18 protein-coding genes are annotated in these 19,804 nt (G+C 65.1%); 10 read left to right on the top strand and 8 right to left on the bottom strand.

Features of this window, described 5'->3' with window-relative positions; all coding sequences use genetic code 11:
• Positions 1–402: 402 nt before the first annotated feature.
• From amrB to GXP39_13865, 6 genes are all read right to left on the bottom strand, one after another.
• On the bottom strand, positions 403–1,617 hold the full coding sequence (gene amrB, locus GXP39_13890; protein ID NOZ29124.1) for an AmmeMemoRadiSam system protein B: 1,215 nt from the start codon (positions 1,615–1,617) through the stop codon (positions 403–405).
• A gap of 17 nt (positions 1,618–1,634) precedes the next feature.
• Positions 1,635–2,582, bottom strand: coding sequence for a sugar kinase (locus GXP39_13885; GenBank protein NOZ29123.1), 948 nt, complete (start codon positions 2,580–2,582; stop codon positions 1,635–1,637).
• The gene (gene mutY / locus GXP39_13880; protein ID NOZ29122.1) at positions 2,575–3,717 is read right to left on the bottom strand and encodes an A/G-specific adenine glycosylase; all 1,143 of its coding nucleotides are present in this window, start codon (positions 3,715–3,717) and stop codon (positions 2,575–2,577) included. Before mutY ends, GXP39_13885 begins: the two co-directional genes overlap by 8 nt.
• 372 nt (positions 3,718–4,089) lie before the next feature.
• On the bottom strand, positions 4,090–5,244 hold the full coding sequence (locus GXP39_13875) for an ABC transporter ATP-binding protein (GenBank protein NOZ29121.1): 1,155 nt from the start codon (positions 5,242–5,244) through the stop codon (positions 4,090–4,092).
• 95 nt (positions 5,245–5,339) lie between these two features.
• Positions 5,340–5,906 (bottom strand): hypothetical protein, encoded by a 567-nt coding sequence (locus GXP39_13870; GenBank protein NOZ29120.1) that lies wholly within the window; start codon positions 5,904–5,906, stop codon positions 5,340–5,342.
• 56 nt (positions 5,907–5,962) lie between these two features.
• Positions 5,963–7,327 (bottom strand): MFS transporter, encoded by a 1,365-nt coding sequence (locus GXP39_13865; GenBank protein NOZ29119.1) that lies wholly within the window; start codon positions 7,325–7,327, stop codon positions 5,963–5,965.
• 588 nt (positions 7,328–7,915) lie between these two features.
• On the opposite strand from GXP39_13865, the gene GXP39_13860 reads away from it, so the two are divergent.
• The 10 genes from GXP39_13860 to GXP39_13815 all read left to right on the top strand — a co-directional run bounded on the left by GXP39_13860 (position 7,916) and on the right by GXP39_13815 (position 19,100).
• Positions 7,916–8,182 (top strand): hypothetical protein, encoded by a 267-nt coding sequence (locus tag GXP39_13860; protein NOZ29118.1) that lies wholly within the window; start codon positions 7,916–7,918, stop codon positions 8,180–8,182.
• A gap of 310 nt (positions 8,183–8,492) precedes the next feature.
• Positions 8,493–9,500, top strand: coding sequence for a flippase-like domain-containing protein (locus tag GXP39_13855; protein NOZ29117.1), 1,008 nt, complete (start codon positions 8,493–8,495; stop codon positions 9,498–9,500).
• A gap of 100 nt (positions 9,501–9,600) precedes the next feature.
• Complete coding sequence (locus tag GXP39_13850; GenBank protein ID NOZ29116.1) at positions 9,601–10,917, top strand: UDP-glucose/GDP-mannose dehydrogenase family protein; 1,317 nt, start codon at positions 9,601–9,603, stop codon at positions 10,915–10,917.
• Positions 10,918–12,216: an insulinase family protein gene (locus GXP39_13845; protein NOZ29115.1), complete on the top strand. Its 1,299-nt coding sequence runs from the start codon at positions 10,918–10,920 to the stop codon at positions 12,214–12,216.
• Positions 12,217–12,257: 41 nt separating this feature from the next.
• Complete coding sequence (locus GXP39_13840; protein ID NOZ29114.1) at positions 12,258–13,559, top strand: insulinase family protein; 1,302 nt, start codon at positions 12,258–12,260, stop codon at positions 13,557–13,559.
• On the top strand, positions 13,552–14,835 hold the full coding sequence (locus GXP39_13835; protein ID NOZ29113.1) for an insulinase family protein: 1,284 nt from the start codon (positions 13,552–13,554) through the stop codon (positions 14,833–14,835). Before GXP39_13840 ends, GXP39_13835 begins: the two co-directional genes overlap by 8 nt.
• Before the next feature lie 5 nt (positions 14,836–14,840).
• The gene (gene acpS, locus GXP39_13830; protein NOZ29112.1) at positions 14,841–15,227 is read left to right on the top strand and encodes a holo-[acyl-carrier-protein] synthase; all 387 of its coding nucleotides are present in this window, start codon (positions 14,841–14,843) and stop codon (positions 15,225–15,227) included.
• 123 nt (positions 15,228–15,350) lie between these two features.
• Positions 15,351–16,997, top strand: coding sequence for a GAF domain-containing protein (locus GXP39_13825; protein NOZ29111.1), 1,647 nt, complete (start codon positions 15,351–15,353; stop codon positions 16,995–16,997).
• 162 nt (positions 16,998–17,159) lie between these two features.
• Entirely contained in the window at positions 17,160–18,245 is a 1,086-nt protein-coding gene (locus GXP39_13820; protein NOZ29110.1) for a peptidase M19, read from the top strand.
• An 84-nt stretch (positions 18,246–18,329) separates the two neighbouring features.
• Complete coding sequence (locus GXP39_13815; protein ID NOZ29109.1) at positions 18,330–19,100, top strand: triosephosphate isomerase; 771 nt, start codon at positions 18,330–18,332, stop codon at positions 19,098–19,100.
• A gap of 77 nt (positions 19,101–19,177) precedes the next feature.
• Here GXP39_13815 and GXP39_13810 read toward each other — a convergent pair whose 3' ends face one another.
• Both GXP39_13810 and GXP39_13805 read right to left on the bottom strand, forming a co-directional pair.
• Entirely contained in the window at positions 19,178–19,477 is a 300-nt protein-coding gene (locus tag GXP39_13810) for a type II toxin-antitoxin system VapB family antitoxin (protein NOZ29108.1), read from the bottom strand.
• 181 nt (positions 19,478–19,658) lie between these two features.
• Positions 19,659–19,802 carry a DUF559 domain-containing protein gene (locus GXP39_13805; GenBank protein ID NOZ29107.1) on the bottom strand — a complete coding sequence of 48 codons (144 nt, stop codon included), beginning with the start codon at positions 19,800–19,802 and terminating at the stop codon, positions 19,659–19,661.
• Positions 19,803–19,804: the final 2 nt, after the last annotated feature.

The raw sequence follows: 19,804 nt of genomic DNA, 5'->3' as shown, positions 1-19,804 counted from the left end.
TCAGCGCCGGGCTTTTTCTTATTGATCTTCGCGTGGTGAAAGAAACATGCGGGCCGCGTCGCTCGTTTCGGATAAGTAGGGGCGACCCACCGGGTCGCCCTTACAGAACTGAAAACTTACCGGCAAGGTGCCTGAGGGTAGTCCCCCTCATGGGGGTTGCCAGGGGCGATTCATGAATCGCCCCTGCCCACGGGAATGGCCTCCTGTGGGCTCACCAACACCAGACAGGGAGATCGCTTGCCTGAGAATGTGTCTGAAAAACACACCACGAAGCCATAAGACGCCGATCGGCCCTTTCCGTAGGGATCTGGGCCGAGGCCGGGCAGGTCGAAGGCGGAAGAAGGTCTCTTCTCGGAGGGGCGGAGCCCCCCAGTCCCTGGGACGCGTTCCCCCGGCCCCTCGCTACGTCAGCAGGGCGCCTGCGATGGTCACGACGGAGCCGTTCTCCACATCGGCCGGGCAACGCTCGTAGGCGATGATCCGGCCCTGGGCCGGCGTCACCATCCGCAGGGTGAGATAGATGGGGGTGAGCCCGCACACGCGCCACTGATCGCCTTCCGCCCGGATAGCGTGATAGAAGGCCTGAGGATCTCCCGCCTCGATCGCCTGGAGGATCGCCTCGTCGGCCGCCTGCAGCCGAGCGCGCATGACCAGGTCGAGCGGCTGAGGATCGCCGAAGGCCGGCCCCACGTGGGCCAAATCGGCCGCGGCCACCCATAGCACGCGGCGATCGGCCGTGACCTCTCGCAGGGTGTCCACCGTGGCCGTGAGCACGGGGTCCGTCTCCGGGTCGCCTCCCCGTTGGATATAGTGATCGATCGATCCGCAGAGGATCGGCACGACGGGGACCTGGCGATCTCCCAGGAAGTAGTGCAGCCAGTTCACGGCCAGCTCGACGGAGTGCTCGTTGCGATGGTGTAGCTCCTCGGCGAAGGCCGCCTCCGGCCCGATCGCCTCCGCCAGCGCGTCGACGACGGCGAGATCGGTGGGCAGCGCGCCGAAGGGGGAGGCGTATCGTTGCCTCGTGAGCGTGATGCGGCCCGGGCTGCCGTTGTGATCGGTTCCGAAGATCACCGCCAGATCGATTTCGGGGAGGGCCGGGGCGACCTGGGCCCAGGTCTGCGCGTATACCGGCCCGCCGCGATGATAGTCGATGTGCGGGCTGATGACGGCGCGAACCTCCGAGGTCACGGCGGTCTCCTGGGCGGCTCGGCGCACCAGTTGATCGAAGTACTGGCGGAGCACGTTCGGATTGTCCGGATAGGAGAGCCCGGCCAGAGCCGGGCGGCGATAGGGGGCCGCGTGGTACTCGTTCAACGCCTGCTGGCAGGCCCGGGCGGATCGTTCGTTGTCCAGCAGGAGCGCCTCATCCAGCCGCCGGATGATCTGCTCTACCTCGTGGGGCGTCAGATATACGCCGCCGCGCACGGCCAGGCTGGCGCGCAGCATGTCGATATCCCGGGTCCCATCGCATAGTGATAGGAGAGGGGCCAGATGGTAGGGAAGGATCACCACCTGGTTGGACAGTTGGAGCGGATCTTGCAATGCCAGGGCCCGCTGGCCGTACTGGATGACGGGTTGCGTGCGAATTGGGCGTAGTTTGGGGTTTGTGGACATGGATTGCTCCCCGGAGGTCAGGATGTAGTGGCTTGGTCGATCAGGCGGGTTACCTCGTGACGGTGGGGGGCGCCCTCCATCGGTCCCTGTTGGGTGACCGCCAGTGCGCCCACCGCATTGGCGAATCGGGCGGCGTCCTTCAGATCCCATCCCCATAGGAGGCCGGCGGCCAGCCCGGCCGCGTAGCAGTCGCCTGCGCCGGTGGGATCCACCTCGGCCACCGGAAAGCCGGGCACGTCGATCTGTCCATCTTCCGTGAAGAGGGTGCTCCCGGCGGCGCCGCGCTTCAGCGCTACGATCTTTACGCCGCGTTGGAGCAGGGCCCGGCACGCGTCCGCGTCGTCGTCCTGTCCCGTGAGCAGGCGCGCCTCATCGCCGCTGGGGAGCACCACCGTGGCGTGGGCCAGCACTGGCTCTACCAGGCTTCGCAGTTGCTCCGGCGCCATCAGCTCGGCGCGCAGGTTTGGATCGAAGGAGATGGTCGCTCCGGCTTCGGCGGCCAGCTCGACGGCTCGGTAGCAAGCCCGGCGCATGGGCTCGTTCACGGAGAGTGACGACCCGGTGATGTGCACCCAACGGGCGCTTTTCACGTACCCGGCGTCCACCTGCTCCGGGCCCAGCCGGCCCGCCGCCGCGTCCGCGATGTGGAAGATGAATTGCCGACTGCCGTCCTCGTTATAGGCGACGAAGGCGACGCCGGTGGCGGCTCCCGGGATGGCCTGCAGGTACGTAGTGTCCACGCCATCCTCTCGCAGCCGTCGCTCCAGGCAGGTCCCGAAGGGATCCGCCCCCACGCAGCCGATGAAGCCGCAGGACACGCCCAGCCGGGCGACGGCATCGGCGAAGATGGCGGGCGCCCCGCTGGGGTAGGGGCCGAGGAAGGTCCCCGGCTGGTCCAGCGGCATCCCCGTGCCGGGGCGCATGATCTCGACCAGGGCCTCTCCCAATGCGATCACGTCAGGCACGGCGTCCCTCCTGTGATGGGTGGGGTGAGGACTGCGCCTGCAGATGGGTGATGATGCGTCGATCGGCGGCGGCGAACGCGAACCGGCCCAGCTGGTCTACGGAGACCCATCGCCAGTCTGCGCAGCCTATCGCCTTCGGGCGGCCGGATCGGATTCGGCAGTGGAACGGGTACAGGGTGATGCGGAAGTGGGAGTAGGCGTGCTTCACAGGGGGGAGCGGATCGCCTACATCGATCTCCATCTGAAGCTCCTCACGGATCTCCCGCATCAGGCAGTCCTGCAGGCTCTCTTGAGGCTCTCGCTTGCCGCCCGGAAACTCCCACAGCCCGCCCAGCATGCTGTCCTCCGGCCGCTGCGTGATGAGCACCTGGCCATCTCGCCAGATCACGGCGGCGGTCACGTCGTAGTGGGGGATCTGGCGGCGGGGCGTGGGGACCGGCCGCTGCGTTTGGAGGCCCAAACGGGCCGCCTCGCACAGGTCGGCCAGCGGGCAGCGTGAGCAATCGGGATCGCGTGGGGTGCAGACCGTGGCGCCCAGATCCATGATCGCCTGGTTGAACGCTCCCGCCTGGCCGGGCGGCAGAAGGGCGCGGGCCAACTCCCACAGGTGACGCTGTACGGTGGGGCGTTGGGGGGGCTCCTGTACGTTAAAGAGTCGACATAATACGCGGCGCACGTTCCCGTCGAGCACGGGTTCGTCCTGTCCGAAGGCGATGCTGAGGATCGCCCCCGCCGTGTAGGGGCCGATGCCCGGCAGGGACAGGAGCTGTGCCCGGTCGGCGGGCAGGTTGCCCCCGTAATCCGCCAGGACGCGCTGGGCCGCCCGGTGCAGGTTTCGGGCCCGGGCGTAGTAGCCCAACCCCTCCCATGCCTTCAATACCTGATCGAGAGGGGCCGTGGCCAGGGCCTCGAGGGTGGGGAATTGCTCCAACCAGCGGGTGAAGTAGGGGATCACCGTGGCGACTCGCGTTTGCTGGAGCATCGCTTCCGCTACCCAGATGTGGTAAGGATCCTGGGTATGGCGCCAGGGCAGATCCCGAAGATGTCGTTCGGCCCACGCCAGCAGGCGGTGACCGATCAGATGTCGTATGGCAGGCGATGTACTCATGCGGTGGTTTCGTGTGCAGCCATCCATGATGGACGGTTGCCTCTTGATGTGTCGGGGGCGCTAACGCGGCATGGTCTGTAGCAGGCCGCATTGACCGGCCAGTAGGATGATGGTCATGAGCGCCAGAACGACCCAGGACCAGAGAGGAAGGCCCCAGAACGTGGTCGGGTTACGGCGTTTCTTCGGCTTCGGCTTCGGTAGAGGTGTCTGGCAGCGCCAGCATACTCGTTTGTCGTCAGGATTCCACGTGCCGCATTTCGGACAATCAGGCATGGCGATGCTTCCTCCTCACGAGGTATGATAGCACAAAAGAAAAGGCCGAGCAAAAGATTTGCGAGGTCGGAGGCCCGCATCTGTGTCATTTTGTGGTTGTGGCTGGGGTGATCGGCTCCTGGCACGTCATCGATCAAGGCCCAGATTCTGTCCTGTCTCCTCGTCGAACAGGTACACCCACTCCGGATCCGGGGCGAGGCCGACCGAGTCGCCTCGGGCGATGGGCATGTCCTCGCCAACCTTGGCGACCAGGGAGGCATCGCCCAGGCGGATATGTACGAACTGCACCCGCTCGGAGGGCAGATGCTCGACGACCTCGACCGTGCCGGCGGCCCTCGTCCCGCCTTCCCCGGGAACCAAACGCAGATGCTCGGATCGGATTCCCAGGAGCACGGCGCTGCCTTCCTGCGCGTTGGCCCGCAGGCGCTCGGGCAGGGCGATCCGCATGGCGCCATGCACGAAGTGACCTCCCTGGATGCGGCCGGACAGGAAGTTCATGGGGGGGACCCCGAAGAAGCTGGCGACGAAGGTGTTGACCGGGCGGTCGTATAGGTCTCGAAATGTGCCCACCTGGACGATGCGCCCCTCTCGCATCACCGCGATCCGGTCGCCCATGGCGACGGCCTCCGCCTGGTCGTGGGTCACGTAGATGGTCGTGACCCGAAACCGGTTGAGCAGCCGTCGGATCTGCACCCGGGTGTTGGACCGCAGTTTGGCGTCCAGGTTGGACAGCGGCTCATCGAACAGGAATAGCTTGGGGTCACGGATGATGCAGCGGCCGACGGCCACGCGCTGTCGTTCGCCGCCGGAGAGGGTGGGGGGCTTGCGCGCCAGCAGGTATTTGAAATCGACGCCCAGGATCTCCGCCGCCTCCCGCACCCGGGGGGCGATCTCCCTCTCCCGCTTGCGCAGCCGGAAGAAGAACCCCAGATTGTCGTAGGCATCCCAGTGGGGATAGAGGGCGTAGTTCTGAAAGACCATGCCGATGCCCCGGTCCCGGGGTGGGACGTCGGCCATGTCTCGGCCATCGTACAGGACGCGGCCGCGGTCCGGCTGTTCCAGCCCCGCGATGATGCGCAGCAGCGTGGACTTGCCGCATCCGGAGGGGCCGACGATACTCATGGCCTCGCCGTCATGAACCACCAGATCCACCCCATCCAGCGCCACGATGTGAGAGCTGGCGGGCGTTTCCTCGCCCGCCGGTGCCTTTTCCTTCCGCCCGATGGGGAGGGATTCCCTCGTGAACCGCTTATAAACGCCTTCTACCCGGATTTCGGCCATATCATCCTCTGCTCGTCTGTTCGCGGCGTTGTGTTGAGCTGCGGTCGTGTGGGCCGCCTGTGCGCATGAGGGTCGATGTGCTGTTTCCCTGTTGATCAGCGCGGCTTGGCGATGAATTCCCTCACGTAGAGGTCCAGGAACTTGCGTGGATAGGCCGGCTTCATGACCAGAGCCGTGTCGGCGCCGCTGTCGGTGCCTGCGATGGCGATCACGTCCTCGTCCATGTTCAGCAGCCCGGCGTCGGCCGCCATCAGCGCCACCTCGATGGCCACCTTCGTGCCCTGCGAGAACCGGTACAGCGTATCTCGGACGATCTCATTGGGAGCCCGGCCGCCGTGCTTCGCGCTGAACGCGCTGCTGACGTCATCACCCAGGGCGTGGATCCCCGTGATCACGGTGACCCCTGCCGCCTCCACTTTTTGGCGTTCCTCCGGCTTCATGGTCCAGCCTACGTCCTCAAATCCGTGGCAGATGGAGACGGCGATGACGCGAATGCCAGCAGGCCCGAACAGCTCCTGGGCTCGAAGGGCCGTCTGCCCGTGCGAGGATGCCACCACAACCTGGCGGATGCCCAATTCCTGCGCCCGGCGGAGGGCCGCCTTCAACGTGGTGTCGGTGTTCTGCGGTCCCGGCTTCTCGAAGTAATGTACGGTTACCTCCATGGCGATGCCTCCTTATGTTTCGGTTGTGTGTTGGATAGAGGTCCTTCGTAGACCCTCTATGAAGCTTGTGTGGCGATGGCTTGGGAAGGCCCTGGGATCTCGCGGATGAGCATCCAGAGCAGCGCTGTCGCCAGCAGCCGACCTGCCCCGGAGACCAGGAAGATGGATCGGAAGCCCATCTGCTCGACCAGCATGCCGCCGATCAGGGCCCCGATGCACGCGCTCAGGAAGATCCATATCTGGTAGAGAATCGCCGCCTGGGGGCGGGCCGATCCGGGCGTCAGCCGCATAAGCGCCCGAAACGCCGCCAGGTTGTATCCCGCCCACAGGATACCCGAGACGGCGTTCAGGATGCCGATCTGCCAGGTAGCGGTCGCCATGGTCCAGGCCCATGGCACCAGCGGGATGAGCAGGCCGAACAGGCGCATCACCCAGACGGGGCCCCGGTATCGGACGGCCTCTGCGATGACGTGGCTGCTGGCGAACCCGAACAGCAGGCCCACGGCGGCCAATATGCCCACACCCAGTGCGGTGGCGTTCAGCCCGACCACCAGGTAGACGTTCAGGAACGGGCTGGTGATGTGAAGCGAAAGGTTCCAGAGGAAGCCGATGGCGCAGAAGGTGAGCAGTGTGCGTTCCCCCTTCAGCAGCCGCAGCGCGGCGACGCTGGCTGCCGTCACTCGGGGGAGGACCGGGGTGTCGGTGGGAGGTGGGATGCGGGCGAAGGCGATCGCTCCGGCCAGTCCGGCGAGGAAGGCCAGGGCGAGGCCGACCGGGTAGCCGGGGTTATGGATCAGGCGGATGGCCAGTCCGGCTATGGGTAACGCCAGGATGGCGGCCAGGTTCATCGCGTCGTTGCGGTTGTGCAAATAGGCGTCCCGGGCGTTTCGGGGCACCAGCGCCGCTGAGAAGGAGGCCCAGATGGGGTTGATGAGGTTGCTCAGGAAGGCGCGCGCGGCCCATAAGGCGATCAGGATACCGATGGCCGTGCTCGATGGGATCAGCAGTGGAAGGAGGGCCAGAGCCAGGTAGGTGAGCCGTGAGGTGCCGGTCGCCAGGAGGATCAGGGATTTGCGGTGTTGAAGGGAGCGCACGGTCAGGAGCGAGGCGAGGAGCAGCGAGAGCGCTCCCGCCAGGCTGGCCGCCCCGGCCAGCATCCCCAATTGGAGAAAGGAAGCGCCCAGGGCCAGCGCGAGCAGCGGCGTGAAGGTCAGCGCGATGTGATCGCTGGCGCTGTTCAGCATCCCGTTCACCAGGAACAATTGCAGGGGGCCGGCCTGTTCCGGAGGAACCGTGGGCGGCGGGGTCAGGGCGACCTTCAGGCTGAGCCATAGCTGGTAGAGCGCCCTTGTCACTCGTGATCGGTTGGGAGACAAAGGAACGCGCCGTCCGTCGACGGCGCGAAGCTCGTGTTGCCTCATGTCGGTATAAGCCTCTCGGCGACCTCTGTACTTGGATCCCCTGGAACGGCGGGACTACGCCGATTATAGCACAGCGCAAAGGGTGTGCAAGTCGGTGTCGGCGCCCTCACCAGTAGATCAATCGTCATGTATCCGCACGCCGGGACGGTTTGACAGGGAGGAACATCCTGCGTTATACTGACTTTGCATAGCGGGTTCTTTGTTGCCCGAGAGGGCAGGTTCACGGGTGAAAATGGCGATGATCACCGGTCGCCTGTTGCGTGGATGCGGCAGGTCTTGGCAGACGAAGATCGGTTCGGCGGTGATCGTCGGTCGTGTTTTCAGGACGACTCGATGCCTGGGGCCCATGAAGCTGGGCCGGCGGCATCGAGAGGAAAAGGTCGCCGTGGGAGGCGTTGCTGGATGCGCTATGTGAACTCACGTCGCGTGGTGGGAGTCCGACCTGAATCGAGGCACTAAGGCGAACTACGTCTTGGTGCCTTCGCTTTTTAGGGGGACTGTGGGCGTGAGGGAGCGGCGATCCGGGCGATGCCCCACGCAGACGGGCATGAGGAACGGGAGGTCCCATATTCCGAAGAGGAGGCGAAGATGGATTCGGCCATGATCGGCAAGATCATGAAGGCCCACCAGTATGCGGAAGAACCTGAGCGAGTCCACATCAAGTCACTCTCCGTCCGGTTTCAGGGCAACCACGACGTGTACGAGATCACATATGATGACGGGGCCTGGCATTGCACCTGTGGCTTTTTCGCCCAGCGGGGGCGGTGCAGCCATACGATGGCCCTGGAGAAGCTGCTGGCCCCCATGGTGGTGATGGCCTCAGAAGAGCCGGTGGGCCACGTCTCTGCCGGATAGTGGCCTGGAGGACATCGGGACGAATCAGGCCTAAAGGGTAATTTGCAACTGCCGCTCATCCGGGCGATAATGGACGTTGAAGAGGATTACGGTATGAGCGGCTTAACCCGAAAGGGTACAGCCGGGTGGGCCGGGGTGTGAAGCAAAGCGCTCCGGTCCGCCCGATTTGTTTGCCTCGTTGCGAACCGCTCCTGTTCTGTATGCACGTCTCTCTTGGGTGGGGCAGGATCTTTCGCGTGATCGATTTCGGTGGGGGCGGTTGGCGGATGTTGGACCGTCGTAACTGAACGAGTGAGAAAGGGCAGACCCTTTGCGTAAGGCACAATTCTGGATCGGCATCCTCATCAGCTTGGTCTTCATGGGCTTCGCGGTGCGGAGGCTGGAGCTCGATCAGGTCTGGCACGCGATGCGCACGGCCCGATACATCTGGATCCTCCCCGGCGTGGCGGTTTATTTCTTCGGCGTGTGGGCGAGGACATGGCGCTGGCACTATCTGCTGCGCCCCATGCAGACCGTCCCCCTGACCCGGCTCTTCCCGGTGGTCTGCATCGGCTACATGGGCAACAACATTTACCCGGCGCGGGCGGGCGAGGTGATTCGCAGCTATGTGCTGCGCCGCCGTGAGGGCATCAGCATGGGGGCCAGCCTGGCCACCGTGCTGGTGGAGCGGGTTTTCGATGGGCTCGTGATGCTGGTGTTCGTGTTCATCGCTTTGCCCTTCACGCCCATGCCCAACTGGCTCCGGCAGATCGTGATCCTCTCCAGCCTGCTGTTCTTCAGCGCGTTGCTGGTGTTCCTGGCGCTGGCCGCCCGTCCCCAGCGCGTTCGGGCTCTATACGATCGCCTGGCCGATCGGCTGCTGCCCGGCCGATTCCGGGGGCCGGTGGGTGGGCTCCTGGATCGCTTCCTGATCGGCCTGAGCTCTTTGCGCAGCGGCCGGGATGTGATCATGCTCTTCTGGACCTCGGTCGTCATCTGGCTGGCGGAGACCGTCAAGTATTGGTTCGTGATGCACGCCTTCGATTTCACGGTCCCGTTTTACGTGCTCATGCTGATGAACGGGGTCGTCAATCTGGCCACGACGATCCCGGCCGCGCCTGGATATGTCGGGACCTTCGATCTGCCCGGCATCGAGATCCTGGTGACGTTTGGCGTGGCCCGGGATATCGCGGGGGCGTACACGGCCGTCCTGCACGTCGCCCTGTGGCTCCCCATCACACTGCTGGGGGCGTACTACATGTGGCGTGAGCAGTTGCATTGGGCGGATCTGGGAAAGGCGACCCGTGGGCGCGATGCGGCCATCGAGGCGCCCTCCTGATCGGCCTTCCCCTGGCCTGCCGTTCCCGGCCTCGATGGGAAGTTCAGGATGGGGCTGGATGGATAAGGGGAAATATCGTGCATCCGTGTGAGGTGAAAGGATGAAGGTGATCTGTGTGATCGGCGCTGGCTATGTGGGGCTGGTGACCGGCACCTGCTTCGCTGATCTGGGGAACCGGGTTACATGTGTGGATATCGACGAGGAGAAGATCGAGAAGCTGCGCGCGGGTATCATGCCCATTTACGAGCCTGGGTTGGAGGAGATGGTGCGGCGGAACCAGGCCGCCGGGCGGCTCTCCTTCACCACGTCTTACGCCGAGGGATTGAAGGACGCGGAGTTCGTCTTCATCGCTGTGGGGACGCCTGCTGGCGTGGACGGCGAGGCCGACCTCCGATATGTGCGCATGGCGGCCGAGTCCATCGCCCGGCACATGGATCATCCCCTGATCATCATCAACAAGAGCACGGTGCCGGTGGGCACGGGCGATTGGGTGGCCGATATCATACGCCGTCATCAGCCGCAGCCCATCCCCTTCTCCGTGGTCTCCAATCCGGAATTCCTGCGAGAGGGATCGGCCATCCAGGATTTCCTCAACCCCGATCGCGTCGTTTTGGGCTCGCTGGACCCGGAGGCGGCCGAACGGGTGGCGCAGCTTCATCTGCCGCTGCGAGCGCCCATCATCGTCACCGATCTGCGCACGGCCGAGATGATCAAGTACGCCTCGAACGCCTTTCTGGCGACGCGCATCTCCTTCATCAACGAGATCGCCTCCATCTGCGAGCGGCTGGGCGCCGACATCAAGGAGGTGGCCATCGGCATGGGGTATGACCGCCGGATCGGCCACGCGTTCCTGGACGCGGGGATTGGCTGGGGGGGCAGCTGTTTCCCCAAGGACGTGAAGGCGCTGGAGCACATGGCCCTGGTGCATGGCGCCCATCCGTCGCTGTTGCGAGCGGTGATGGAGATCAACCGGGATCAGCGCCGCCTGGTGATCCTGAAGCTGCGGGAGCTGCTGGGCACACTGCGGGATCGCACCATCGGGCTGCTGGGGCTGGCGTTCAAGCCGAACACGGATGACATGCGGGAGGCGCCCTCGGTGGAGATCGCCCACCTGTTGCTCAGCGAGGGGGCTCACGTGCGCGGGTATGATCCGATCGCCATGGAGACGGCTGCCCGGGTGTTGCCGGGTGTGGAGCTGGTTTCGGATCCCTATCAGATGGCGGAGGGATGCGACGCGCTGGTGGTGTGCACGGAGTGGAACGAGTTCAAGCATCTCGACCTGGTCCGCATCCGGGACTCCATGCGCCAGCCCGTCCTGATCGATGGCCGCAACATCTACGAGCCGGATCAGATGCGCAAGCTGGGATTCCGGTATCGGGGGATGGGGCGTGGCTATTCCGCGCCGGAAGAGTCATAGATGGGGCACGATACATCGACGTCGTTCGTTCGGGAGCATCTGGAGAACGGTCTGACGGTCCTGCTGCGTCCCTCTCATGTGGCGCCGGTGATCAGCTTCTGGATCTGGTACCGGGTTGGAGGGCGCAACGAGCGGCCGGGTGTGACGGGCGCCTCCCACTGGGTGGAGCACATGTTGTTCCGTGGCACGCCGCGGTTCCCGGGGGGTACCGTGCACAAGCTCATCGCCCGGTCGGGTGGTATCCGTAACGGCATGACCTCGAACGACTTCACGTGCTATTTCGAGACGTTGCCGACGGATCAGATCGATCTGGCCCTGCGCATTGAGGCGGACCGGATGGTCAACGCCCAGTTCACGCCGGAGGCTGTGGAGGCGGAGCGCACGATCATCCTGTCGGAGCGGGCAGGGCTGGAGAATCGTCCCACCTGGCGGCTGCATGAGGCGGTGAATCAGGCGGCCTTCCAGGTCCACGGCTACGGCCATCCCGTGATCGGGCGGAGGGAGGACCTGGAGCGCATGGGGCGTGACGATCTCTACGCCCACTATCGGGCCTACTACGCCCCGGATCACGCGGTCGTGGCCGTGGCGGGCGACTTTGACCCGGGCGACATGCGGGAGAGGATCGAGTCGCACTTCGGGCCGATCCCGCCTGCGGGCGCGCCTCCGGTGGAGGTCGAGCCGGAGCCGCCGCAAACCGAGATGCGCCGCGTGCGCGTGACCGGCGAGGAGCGCAACGCCTACATCGAGATCGGGTTTCGATCCCCGCCTGCCGTGCACGTTGATTGCTTCCCCCTGATCGCCCTGAAGGCCATCCTGGGAGGCACATCCTCGATGGCGCTGTTTGGGGGCAGGCCGGCGTCCATGTTCCGGTCGGCGCGGCTGTACAGGGCGTTGGTGGAGCGGGAGCTGGCAGCTCGGGTCGGGTGCAACCTCAGCCTCTCCATTGATCCGTACCTGTTCACGTTCTTCGCCGCGGTGCGCCAGGGCGTGGAGCCACAGGCCGTGGAGGACGCCCTGTGGGCCGAGATCGATCGAGTCTGCCGGGAGCCGGTGGCGTCAGCCGAGCTGGAGAAGGCCCTCCGCCAGACCCGGGCGCAGTTCGCCTACAGCAGTGAGAGCGTGACCAACCAGGCGTTCTGGTTAGGCTATAGCGAGGTCATCGCCTCCGCTGAGTGGTTTGAGAGCTTCCTCGACCGACTGGCGCAGGTGCGGGTGGAGGACGTGCAGCGCGTGGCTCAGACCTATCTGCGGCGAGAGCATGCCGTCGTGGGGTGGTATGAGCCGGAGGGTAGGACGTAAAACGTAAGGGATGTGTGGAGGGGAGTTTGGACACTCGTGATGTGATTCGAACGGAGCTGGATAACGGGCTGAAGGTGGTCCTGAAGCCGTTGGACGGTGTGCCGGTGGCCAGCCTTTTCCTCTGGTATCGCGTGGGGAGCCGTAATGAGGTGGATGGGCGCACCGGGATCTCGCATTGGGTGGAGCACATGCTCTTTAAGGGCACGGAGCAGTTCCCCGCCGGCGAAGCGGATCGGCTGGTCGCCCGGGAGGGCGGTTATCGCAACGCGATGACGTATCTGGACTGGACGACCTACTTCGAGACGCTGCCGGTGGATCGCTTCGACCTGGCCCTGCGTATCGAGGCGGATCGGATGGTCAACAGCCCCTTCCGCCCGGAGGAGGTGGAGTCCGAGCGCACCGTGGTGATCTCCGAGCGGCAGGGGTACGAGAACTACCCGGAGTTTCTGCTCTCGGAGGAGCTGACGGCCACGGCGATTCGGGTGCACCCGTACCGGCGTGAGACCATCGGCTGGTTGTGCGACCTGCTGCAGATCACCCGGGACGAGCTATACGAGCACTATCGCACGTATTATGCGCCGGACAACGCCACGTTGGTGGCCGTGGGAGGCTTCGCCCCCGACGCGCTGCTGGAGCGGATCCGGGAGCTGTTCGGGCCGATCCCGCGCGGCCCCGGCGTCCCGCCGGTGCGAAGCGTGGAGCCGCCGCAGCGGGGTGAGCGCCGGCTGACCGTGCACGGGCCCGGCATGACCACGTATGTGCAGGTGGCATTTCACGTACCGCCCGCCTCGCATGAGGATTTCTTCCCCCTGGTGGTCATGGACACGGTGCTCAACGGCGCTCGGGCGTTGGGCGTCTTCCGCAGCAGCCCTCCCAGCCGCAGCTCTCGCCTGTACCGGGCCCTGGTGGAGACGGACCTGGCTCTGGATGTGTCCACTTTCCTCTTGCCAACCATCGACCCCTACCTGTATAGTTGCACTGCCACTGTGCGCGCCGGACGCAGTGCCTCGGAGGTGGAGGAGGCGATCCTTCGGGAGCTGGAGCGATTGCAGGAGGAGCCGGTCAGCCCGGAGGAGATGGCCAAGGCGATCAAGCAAACCCGGGCCGAGTTCGTCTATGGCAGTGAGAGCGTCACCGATCAGGCTTACTGGCTTGGCTTCACCGAGACGGTGGTGTCGCCTGAGTGGCTGGAGGCCTATCTGGATCGGGTGGCGGCGGTGACGGCGGAGGATATCCAGCGAGTTGCGCAGACGTATCTCGTGGCGACGAATCGGACGACGGGCTGGTTTCTGCCGGAAGACGTGAATCACGGTGATGGGACGAACAGAGGTGAACATGGGTAAGCGCCATACATCCATTCCGGGGCCGGAGGATATCACCCGGCACGTGCTGGACAATGGACTGGTCGTGCTGGTGCGGGAGAATCACGCCAGCCCGGCCGTCGTGCTGGAAGGATATGTGCAGGCCGGGAGCATCTACGAGCCGCCGCAGCAGGCGGGGCTGGCCAGCTTCGTCGCGTCCATGCTGATGCGGGGCACGGAGACGCGCACTTTCTCGGAGATCAACGAGACGATCGAGTCGGTGGGGGCCTCCCTCAGCTTCGGGTCGGGCCGTCACACTTCCGGCTTCTCCGGCCAGTGCCTGGCGGAGGATCTGGGCCTTCTGATCGAGATCCTGGCGGACATATTGCAGCATCCCACCTTCCCGGAGGAGCATGTAGAGCGGGTGCGCGGGCAGAAGCTTACGGCTCTGCAGGAGCGGGAGAACGACACCCGGCAGATGGCCAGCCTGGCCTTTCGGGAGGCGGCATATCCGGAGGGGCATCCGTATCGCCTCTCGCCGGCCGGATACCCGGACACGGTGCGGGACATCAGCCGAGAGGATCTGATCTCGTTCTACCGGCGATTTTACGGCCCGCGGGGAGGGGCGATCGCCATTGTGGGCGCCGTCGATACCGGGCAGGTGATCGATCTGTTGGCTGGCACCCTGGGACGTTGGGAACCGGAGGTCGCCCCGGTGGAGGTCGAGGTGCCCCCGGTCTCCTCCCTGGATGGCGTGCGCCGCAAGGTGGTCCCCATGAACGGGAAGAGTCAGACGGACCTGGTGATGGGGGTGCCGGCGATGACCCGGGGCGATCCCGATTTCTACGCCGCCTTGTTGGCGAACACGGTGTTGGGCGTGTTCGGCCTGATGGGCCGGCTGGGCGAACACGTGCGGGAACAGCAGGGGCTGGCCTATTACGTGTATAGCACGTTGCAGGCGGACAAGGGGCCTGGGCCCTGGGCCGCCATCGCCGGCGTGGATCCCGCCAACGTCGACCGGGCCATCGCCAGCATCGAGGAGGAGATCGCCCGGATGGGGAGGGAGTTGGTGCCGGAGGAGGAGCTGGCCGATTCAAAGGCTTACCTGACCGGCTCCCTGCCCTTGCGCTTGGAGACCAACAGCGGTGTGGCCAGCGTGATCCTGGATATGGAGTGGTATGAGCTGGGGCTCGACTATCTGCAGCGCTATCCGGATCTGATCAATGGGATCACGGCGGAGCAGGTGCGAGAGGTGGTCGCCCGGCACCTGAGGCCGGAGGCGTATGCGCTGGGCCTTGCCGGGCCGCAGGAGGGGTAGCAGCCGTGTTGGCCGTAGGGGTGGACATCGTCGAGCTGGATCGCATCGAGGCCATGATCGCTCGATGGGGCGATCGGTTTCTGCGGCGGGTCTACACGCCCTCGGAGCTGAAGTATTGTGCCGGGCGTGTGGCATCGCTGGCCGTGCGTTGGGCGGCTAAGGAGGCCGTCAGCAAGGCGTTGACCTGCGGCTGGATGGAGGTGGGGTGGACGGAGATCGAGGTGGAGCGTTCACCCATCGGGCAGCCGCACGTGGTCCTGCACGGCCGTGCCCGCGCCCGGGCGCAGGAGCTGGGGCTGACGGAGTGGGCGATCAGCCTTTCCCACGGCCGTGATTACGCGGTCGCCGTCGCAGTCGCCCTGAGCGGGGGGCGGGAACCTGATTCGGTATAAGTGGGGAGAGGGGGCTTTCCCCATGTCCGCGATTACATGGGCGGTGTGGAGGCCGTCGCGGATAGAGCGTAGGGGATTCACTTGTTTGAGGAAACGCGATTGAGCAAGGTGGAGGGGCGAAACGTGTCAGAGGGCAGTGTCCGGGTCCTGGTGGTCGCCAGCCAGTTGGATGTGGCGCAGCCGTGGGCGCGAGCCCTGGAGAAGGCCGGATATCAAGTGGATGCGGTGGAGGGGATGAGCCGGGCGGCATCGCAGGCGCGCACCACCTTCCCAGACGTCATGGTGTTGGATGGCCGGTGCGTGGCGGCGGGGTTGGAGGGATTTGCCGCACTCCGAGAGGCGATCCCGGAGGCCGTGTGGTTGGTCATCAGCCCTCCGGGCGCTTTGCCCTCCGTGATCACTCTGCTGCGCTTTGACGTGGCGGATATCCTGATTGAGCCGGTGACGGAGGAGGATCTGTGCGATCGGGTGGGACGGGCTGTGGAGCAGGCTCACGAGCGCCGGGAGATGGCCCGGTCGCGAGCCCTCGTCCCGCTCTACCAGATCAGCCAGGCCTTCATGCATAATCTGCATCTGGATGACCTGCTGCAGCGCATCGTGGAGATGGCGGTGGAGGCGACCGGCGCCCAGCGCGGCTCCATCATGCTGATCGATGAGGACCGTCAGGAGCTGACCGTCCGGGCGGCGGTGGGGATGCCCCCTGAGGTGATGGCGATCGCTCGGGAGCGGGTGGGGCGTGGAATCGCCGGGTGGGTGGCCCGGACCGGGGCCCCGCTGGTCATCAACAACGAGGAGGATGTCCCTCCCTTCCTGCGCTCCTCGCTGCGTGGGGGCATGGCCCACTCGGCCGTCTGCCTCCCCCTGACGATCAAGGGGCGGATCATCGGCGTGATCAACCTGACCAAGACGGCGGGGCAGCCGCCTTTCACCCGAGGGGATGCGGAGTTGTTGTCCGTGTTGGCCGGGCAGGCGGCGATCGCCATCGAGAACGCCCGGCTGTTCGAGGAGATGGAGCGGGCGTACGAAGATCTGCGCAGGCTGGACGAGATGAAGTCGGAGTTCATCAACGTGGCCGCCCACGAGCTGCGGACGCCTGTGGCCGTGATCCTGGGATATGCCTCGTTGTTGACGGAGCACCCTCCCGATGAGAACATCGGGGAGTATCTGCAGGCCATTTTGAGGAGCGCCCAGCGGCTGCAGAAGGTGACGGATGATCTGCTGCAGTTGGAGAATCTGAGCAATTGGCAGCCGGGTGAGGGCGAGATGGAGATCGGGCCGGTCCTCGTCCAGGACCTGGTGGAGCACATCGTGGCGGAGTTCCGGGTGCAGGCTGAGGAGTTGGAGCTGTCGCTGGAGGTCTCCGGCCGGGCTGAGGATGTGTGGGTGCGTGCCGATGAGGCCAAGACGGCCCTGATCTTGCGCAATCTGCTCAGCAACGCGATGAAGTTTACCCCGCGTGGGGGACGTGTGGTGGTCTTTGTAGAGTTCTCCGAGGAGGAAGTGATCGTCTCCGTGGCGGACACGGGGCCGGCGATCCCCCCGGAGAAGCGGCGCCACATCTTCCAGCCCTTCTACCAGGCCGAGCCGGCGCTGACGCGCTCGCATACCGGGCTGGGGTTGGGGCTCAGCATCGCCCGGCGGCTGGCGGAGTTGCAGGAGGGGCGCCTGTGGCTGGAGGATCGGGAGGGCTTCGGCGCCGTCTTCTGCCTGGCCCTGCCGCGCGCTCACAAGGAGCCCGTCGATCCCCGGCCGGTCAACTACAATATTTAGCCGGTGAGAGCTTGTCTGAGTTGCCGCCGCTCCTACTATGGGGAGGCTCGAAGGGGCGAAACCTCCTCCTGTGGAGCTGGTAGTTGTGGAAGACCCTCAGACACGCTCTCAGGTGCTTTTTGATGAGGCCCGCCGATTCATGAGACGAGGAGGAGGCTCCCCATGCTGGTGATTGACGCACACCTGGATCTCGCCTGGAACGCGCTTCAGTGGAACCGGGACCTGTTGCTCTCGGTGTATACCATTCGCGCCCAGGAGAATCGGATGTCCGGCCCCGGGAGGGCGCAGGGCACGGTTGCGTTGCCGGAGATGCGTCGAGGGCGGGTGGCGTTGTCGTTTGCCACGATGTTGGCGCGCTCCACCGGTAGCTCCGTCCCCTACCTCGATTATCTCTCGCCGCTGCAGGCGTACGGAGTTGCCCTGGGGCAACTGGCGTACTATCGAGCGCTGGAGCGGGAGGGACATGCGCGGATCATCGTGGACGTGGAGGGGTTGGACCTCCACATGGCCGAGTGGCGGGCGTGGGAGACGACCGGCAACTCGGATCCCGAGTCCACCCCACCGCTGGGGTTCGTCATCAGCATGGAGGGGGCCGATCCTATCTTGAGCCCGGACCAGCTGCAGGAGTGGTGGGATGCGGGCCTGCGGGTGTTGGGGATCACCCATTACGGGCGGGGGCGCTATGCCGGCGGCACGGGCACAGAGGAGGGCCTCACCGATCTGGGGCCGGCGCTCCTGGCCGAGATGGAGCGGGTGGGCATGATCCTGGACATCACCCACTGCTCCGATCAGTCGTTCTGGCAGGCGCTGGAGAGGTTCCATGGCCCTGTGCTGGCCAGCCATAACAACTGTCGGGTGTTGGTGCCCCACCAGCGGCAGTTCAGCGATGAGCAGATCCGGGCGCTCATCGAGCGGGACGGGGTGATCGGCGTGGCCTTCGACGTCTGGATGCTTCAGCCGGGATGGGTGAAGGGCCAGAGCAACGAGAACGTCACCGTCTCCGATGTGGTGGATCACATTGACCATATCTGCCAGCTGGCGGGGAATTGTCGCCACGTCGGCCTGGGCACGGATTTGGACGGCGGGTTTGGGCGGGAGCAATCGCCGTGTGATCTGGACACCATCGCCGATCTGCAGAGGCTCCCGGCGCTGTTGGCCGAGCGTGGCTACAGCCAGGATGACATCGCCGCCATCCTGCACGGCAACTGGCTGCGGCTGCTGCGTCGGGCCTGGAGCGAGCGGGCGTGAGGGAGCGGCAGCTCCCGTGCCATCACCTGGACGTGGGGGCGCACAATCGCTCGCTCGCCGAGGCGGGGTATCAGGGGGAATCGCGTGATGCAGCGTAAGCCCATGGCGATCTCCAACTGGAAGATGGCGATGACGATCGCCGAGAGCCTGGCCTGGGTCCGTGACTTCCGGGATATGGCGGGCGATCTGTTGGACGCCGTGGACGTGGTGATCTGTCCGCCGTACACGGCGTTGTGGGCAGTGGCCCAGGCGTTGGGCGACGACCGGATTCAGTTAGGGGGCCAAAACATCGCGCCGACGGATGATCCGGCGCGCACGGGCGAGATCTCGGCCGCGCTGCTGGCCGATGTGGGCTGTCGCTGGGTGTTGCTGGGGCACTGGGAGGTCCGCCGGCATCTGCACGATGATGACGAGATCGTGAACCGTAAGGTCCATCTGGCGCTGGAGGCCGGCTTGGCGCCCATTCTGCTCATCGGCGAGGCTCATGATGATCCGTCGCCGTTGGAAGACGCGCTGGATCGGCAATTGACCGCCGTGTTGGCGGGCTGCACGGCTGAGCAGGTGGCGGGGATGGCGTTCGTGTACGAGCCGGAGGGGGCGATCGGTGTGACGAAGCCGGCTACGCCCGATCACGTGGTGGCCGGATGCGCCTTCATCCGGGGGTGGCTGCGCGGCCGTTGGGGTGATGCGGTGGCCGGGCGCGTGCGCATCATCTACGGTGGCAGCGTGGCGCCCGAATACGCGGCCGAGTTGTTGGCCTGCCCGGATGTGGACGGCCTGGGTGCGACGCGGCGGGGCCGCGACCCCGCCACATTCACGCAAATCGTGCACCAAATCGCCCAGGCTAACGTTTGAGATTTTGCGATTGGCCCTCACCCCCACAGCGCCGCAGGTGCTGGGGGCGAGGGCTTATTTCAGGCGTTCTTCCTGGTTCACCGAACGACCTTCAAACCAAGGTGCTTCTCAAAGGGATCGAAATCCCGGTCGTCATGCAATAACCAAAACCCGTTCTCGATGGCGAATGTGGCGATGAGGCAGTCCACCGTCTTGCGTACTGTGATTCCACGACGACGCAGGAGGCGGAAGTTTGCGGCGCTTTTGAGGGCGATTTCCATGCCGCCGAGGGTGAAGATGGGGAACTGTAGGAGGGCGTCGCGTCTCTTCGTTTTGAGGCCTGTGTACTTCATGGCCTGGGCCATCAGCTCATCGTCAATGACGACATTGGTGCGCATGCCCACCTCCTGCAAGGATACCGTTCAATGTGTATGTTGTAGCATGTTTATGTGTATCGTTCAACCTCAAGTGTTTGATGTCTCCGCCATAGGCCCTCACCCCCGCCTTCGCTGCGCTCAGGCACCCCCTCTCCCAGCGTTTGGGAGAGGGGGTAGCGCCTCCGACGCTGGGGGTAAGGGCTTACCTGCATGCATCCACAATAGCTCTCAGCACTGTTTCTATATCCCGCTCAACGTCCTCGTTCCGAAAGCGAAGCACCCGATATCCCAATGCCTCCAAGAGCTCCGTCCGAGCTTCGTCCTGATCCGCTTGCGCCTCGTGGATGC

The sequence above is a fragment of the Chloroflexota bacterium genome, assembly GCA_013152435.1.
In the GTDB taxonomy this organism is placed as follows: Bacteria; Chloroflexota; Anaerolineae; order DUEN01; family DUEN01; genus DUEN01.
The sequence above is the reverse complement of the archived record's forward strand: the minus strand, read 5'-3'. Positions and strand labels throughout refer to the sequence as shown.

Bases quoted from the DNA above. Each gene is read 5' to 3' on its own strand.
- amrB (NOZ29124.1), bottom strand. From the start codon at position 1,617: ATGTCCACAAACCCCAAACTACGCCCAATTCGCACGCAACCCGTCATC.
- mutY (NOZ29122.1), bottom strand. From the start codon at position 3,717: ATGGATGGCTGCACACGAAACCACCGCATGAGTACATCGCCTGCCATA.
- GXP39_13875 (NOZ29121.1), bottom strand. From the start codon at position 5,244: ATGGCCGAAATCCGGGTAGAAGGCGTTTATAAGCGGTTCACGAGGGAA.
- GXP39_13870 (NOZ29120.1), bottom strand. From the start codon at position 5,906: ATGGAGGTAACCGTACATTACTTCGAGAAGCCGGGACCGCAGAACACC.
- GXP39_13865 (NOZ29119.1), bottom strand. From the start codon at position 7,327: ATGAGGCAACACGAGCTTCGCGCCGTCGACGGACGGCGCGTTCCTTTG.
- GXP39_13860 (NOZ29118.1), top strand. From the start codon at position 7,916: ATGGATTCGGCCATGATCGGCAAGATCATGAAGGCCCACCAGTATGCG.
- GXP39_13850 (NOZ29116.1), top strand. From the start codon at position 9,601: ATGAAGGTGATCTGTGTGATCGGCGCTGGCTATGTGGGGCTGGTGACC.
- GXP39_13845 (NOZ29115.1), top strand. From the start codon at position 10,918: ATGGGGCACGATACATCGACGTCGTTCGTTCGGGAGCATCTGGAGAAC.
- GXP39_13835 (NOZ29113.1), top strand. From the start codon at position 13,552: ATGGGTAAGCGCCATACATCCATTCCGGGGCCGGAGGATATCACCCGG.
- GXP39_13820 (NOZ29110.1), top strand. From the start codon at position 17,160: ATGCTGGTGATTGACGCACACCTGGATCTCGCCTGGAACGCGCTTCAG.
- GXP39_13810 (NOZ29108.1), bottom strand. From the start codon at position 19,477: ATGCGCACCAATGTCGTCATTGACGATGAGCTGATGGCCCAGGCCATG.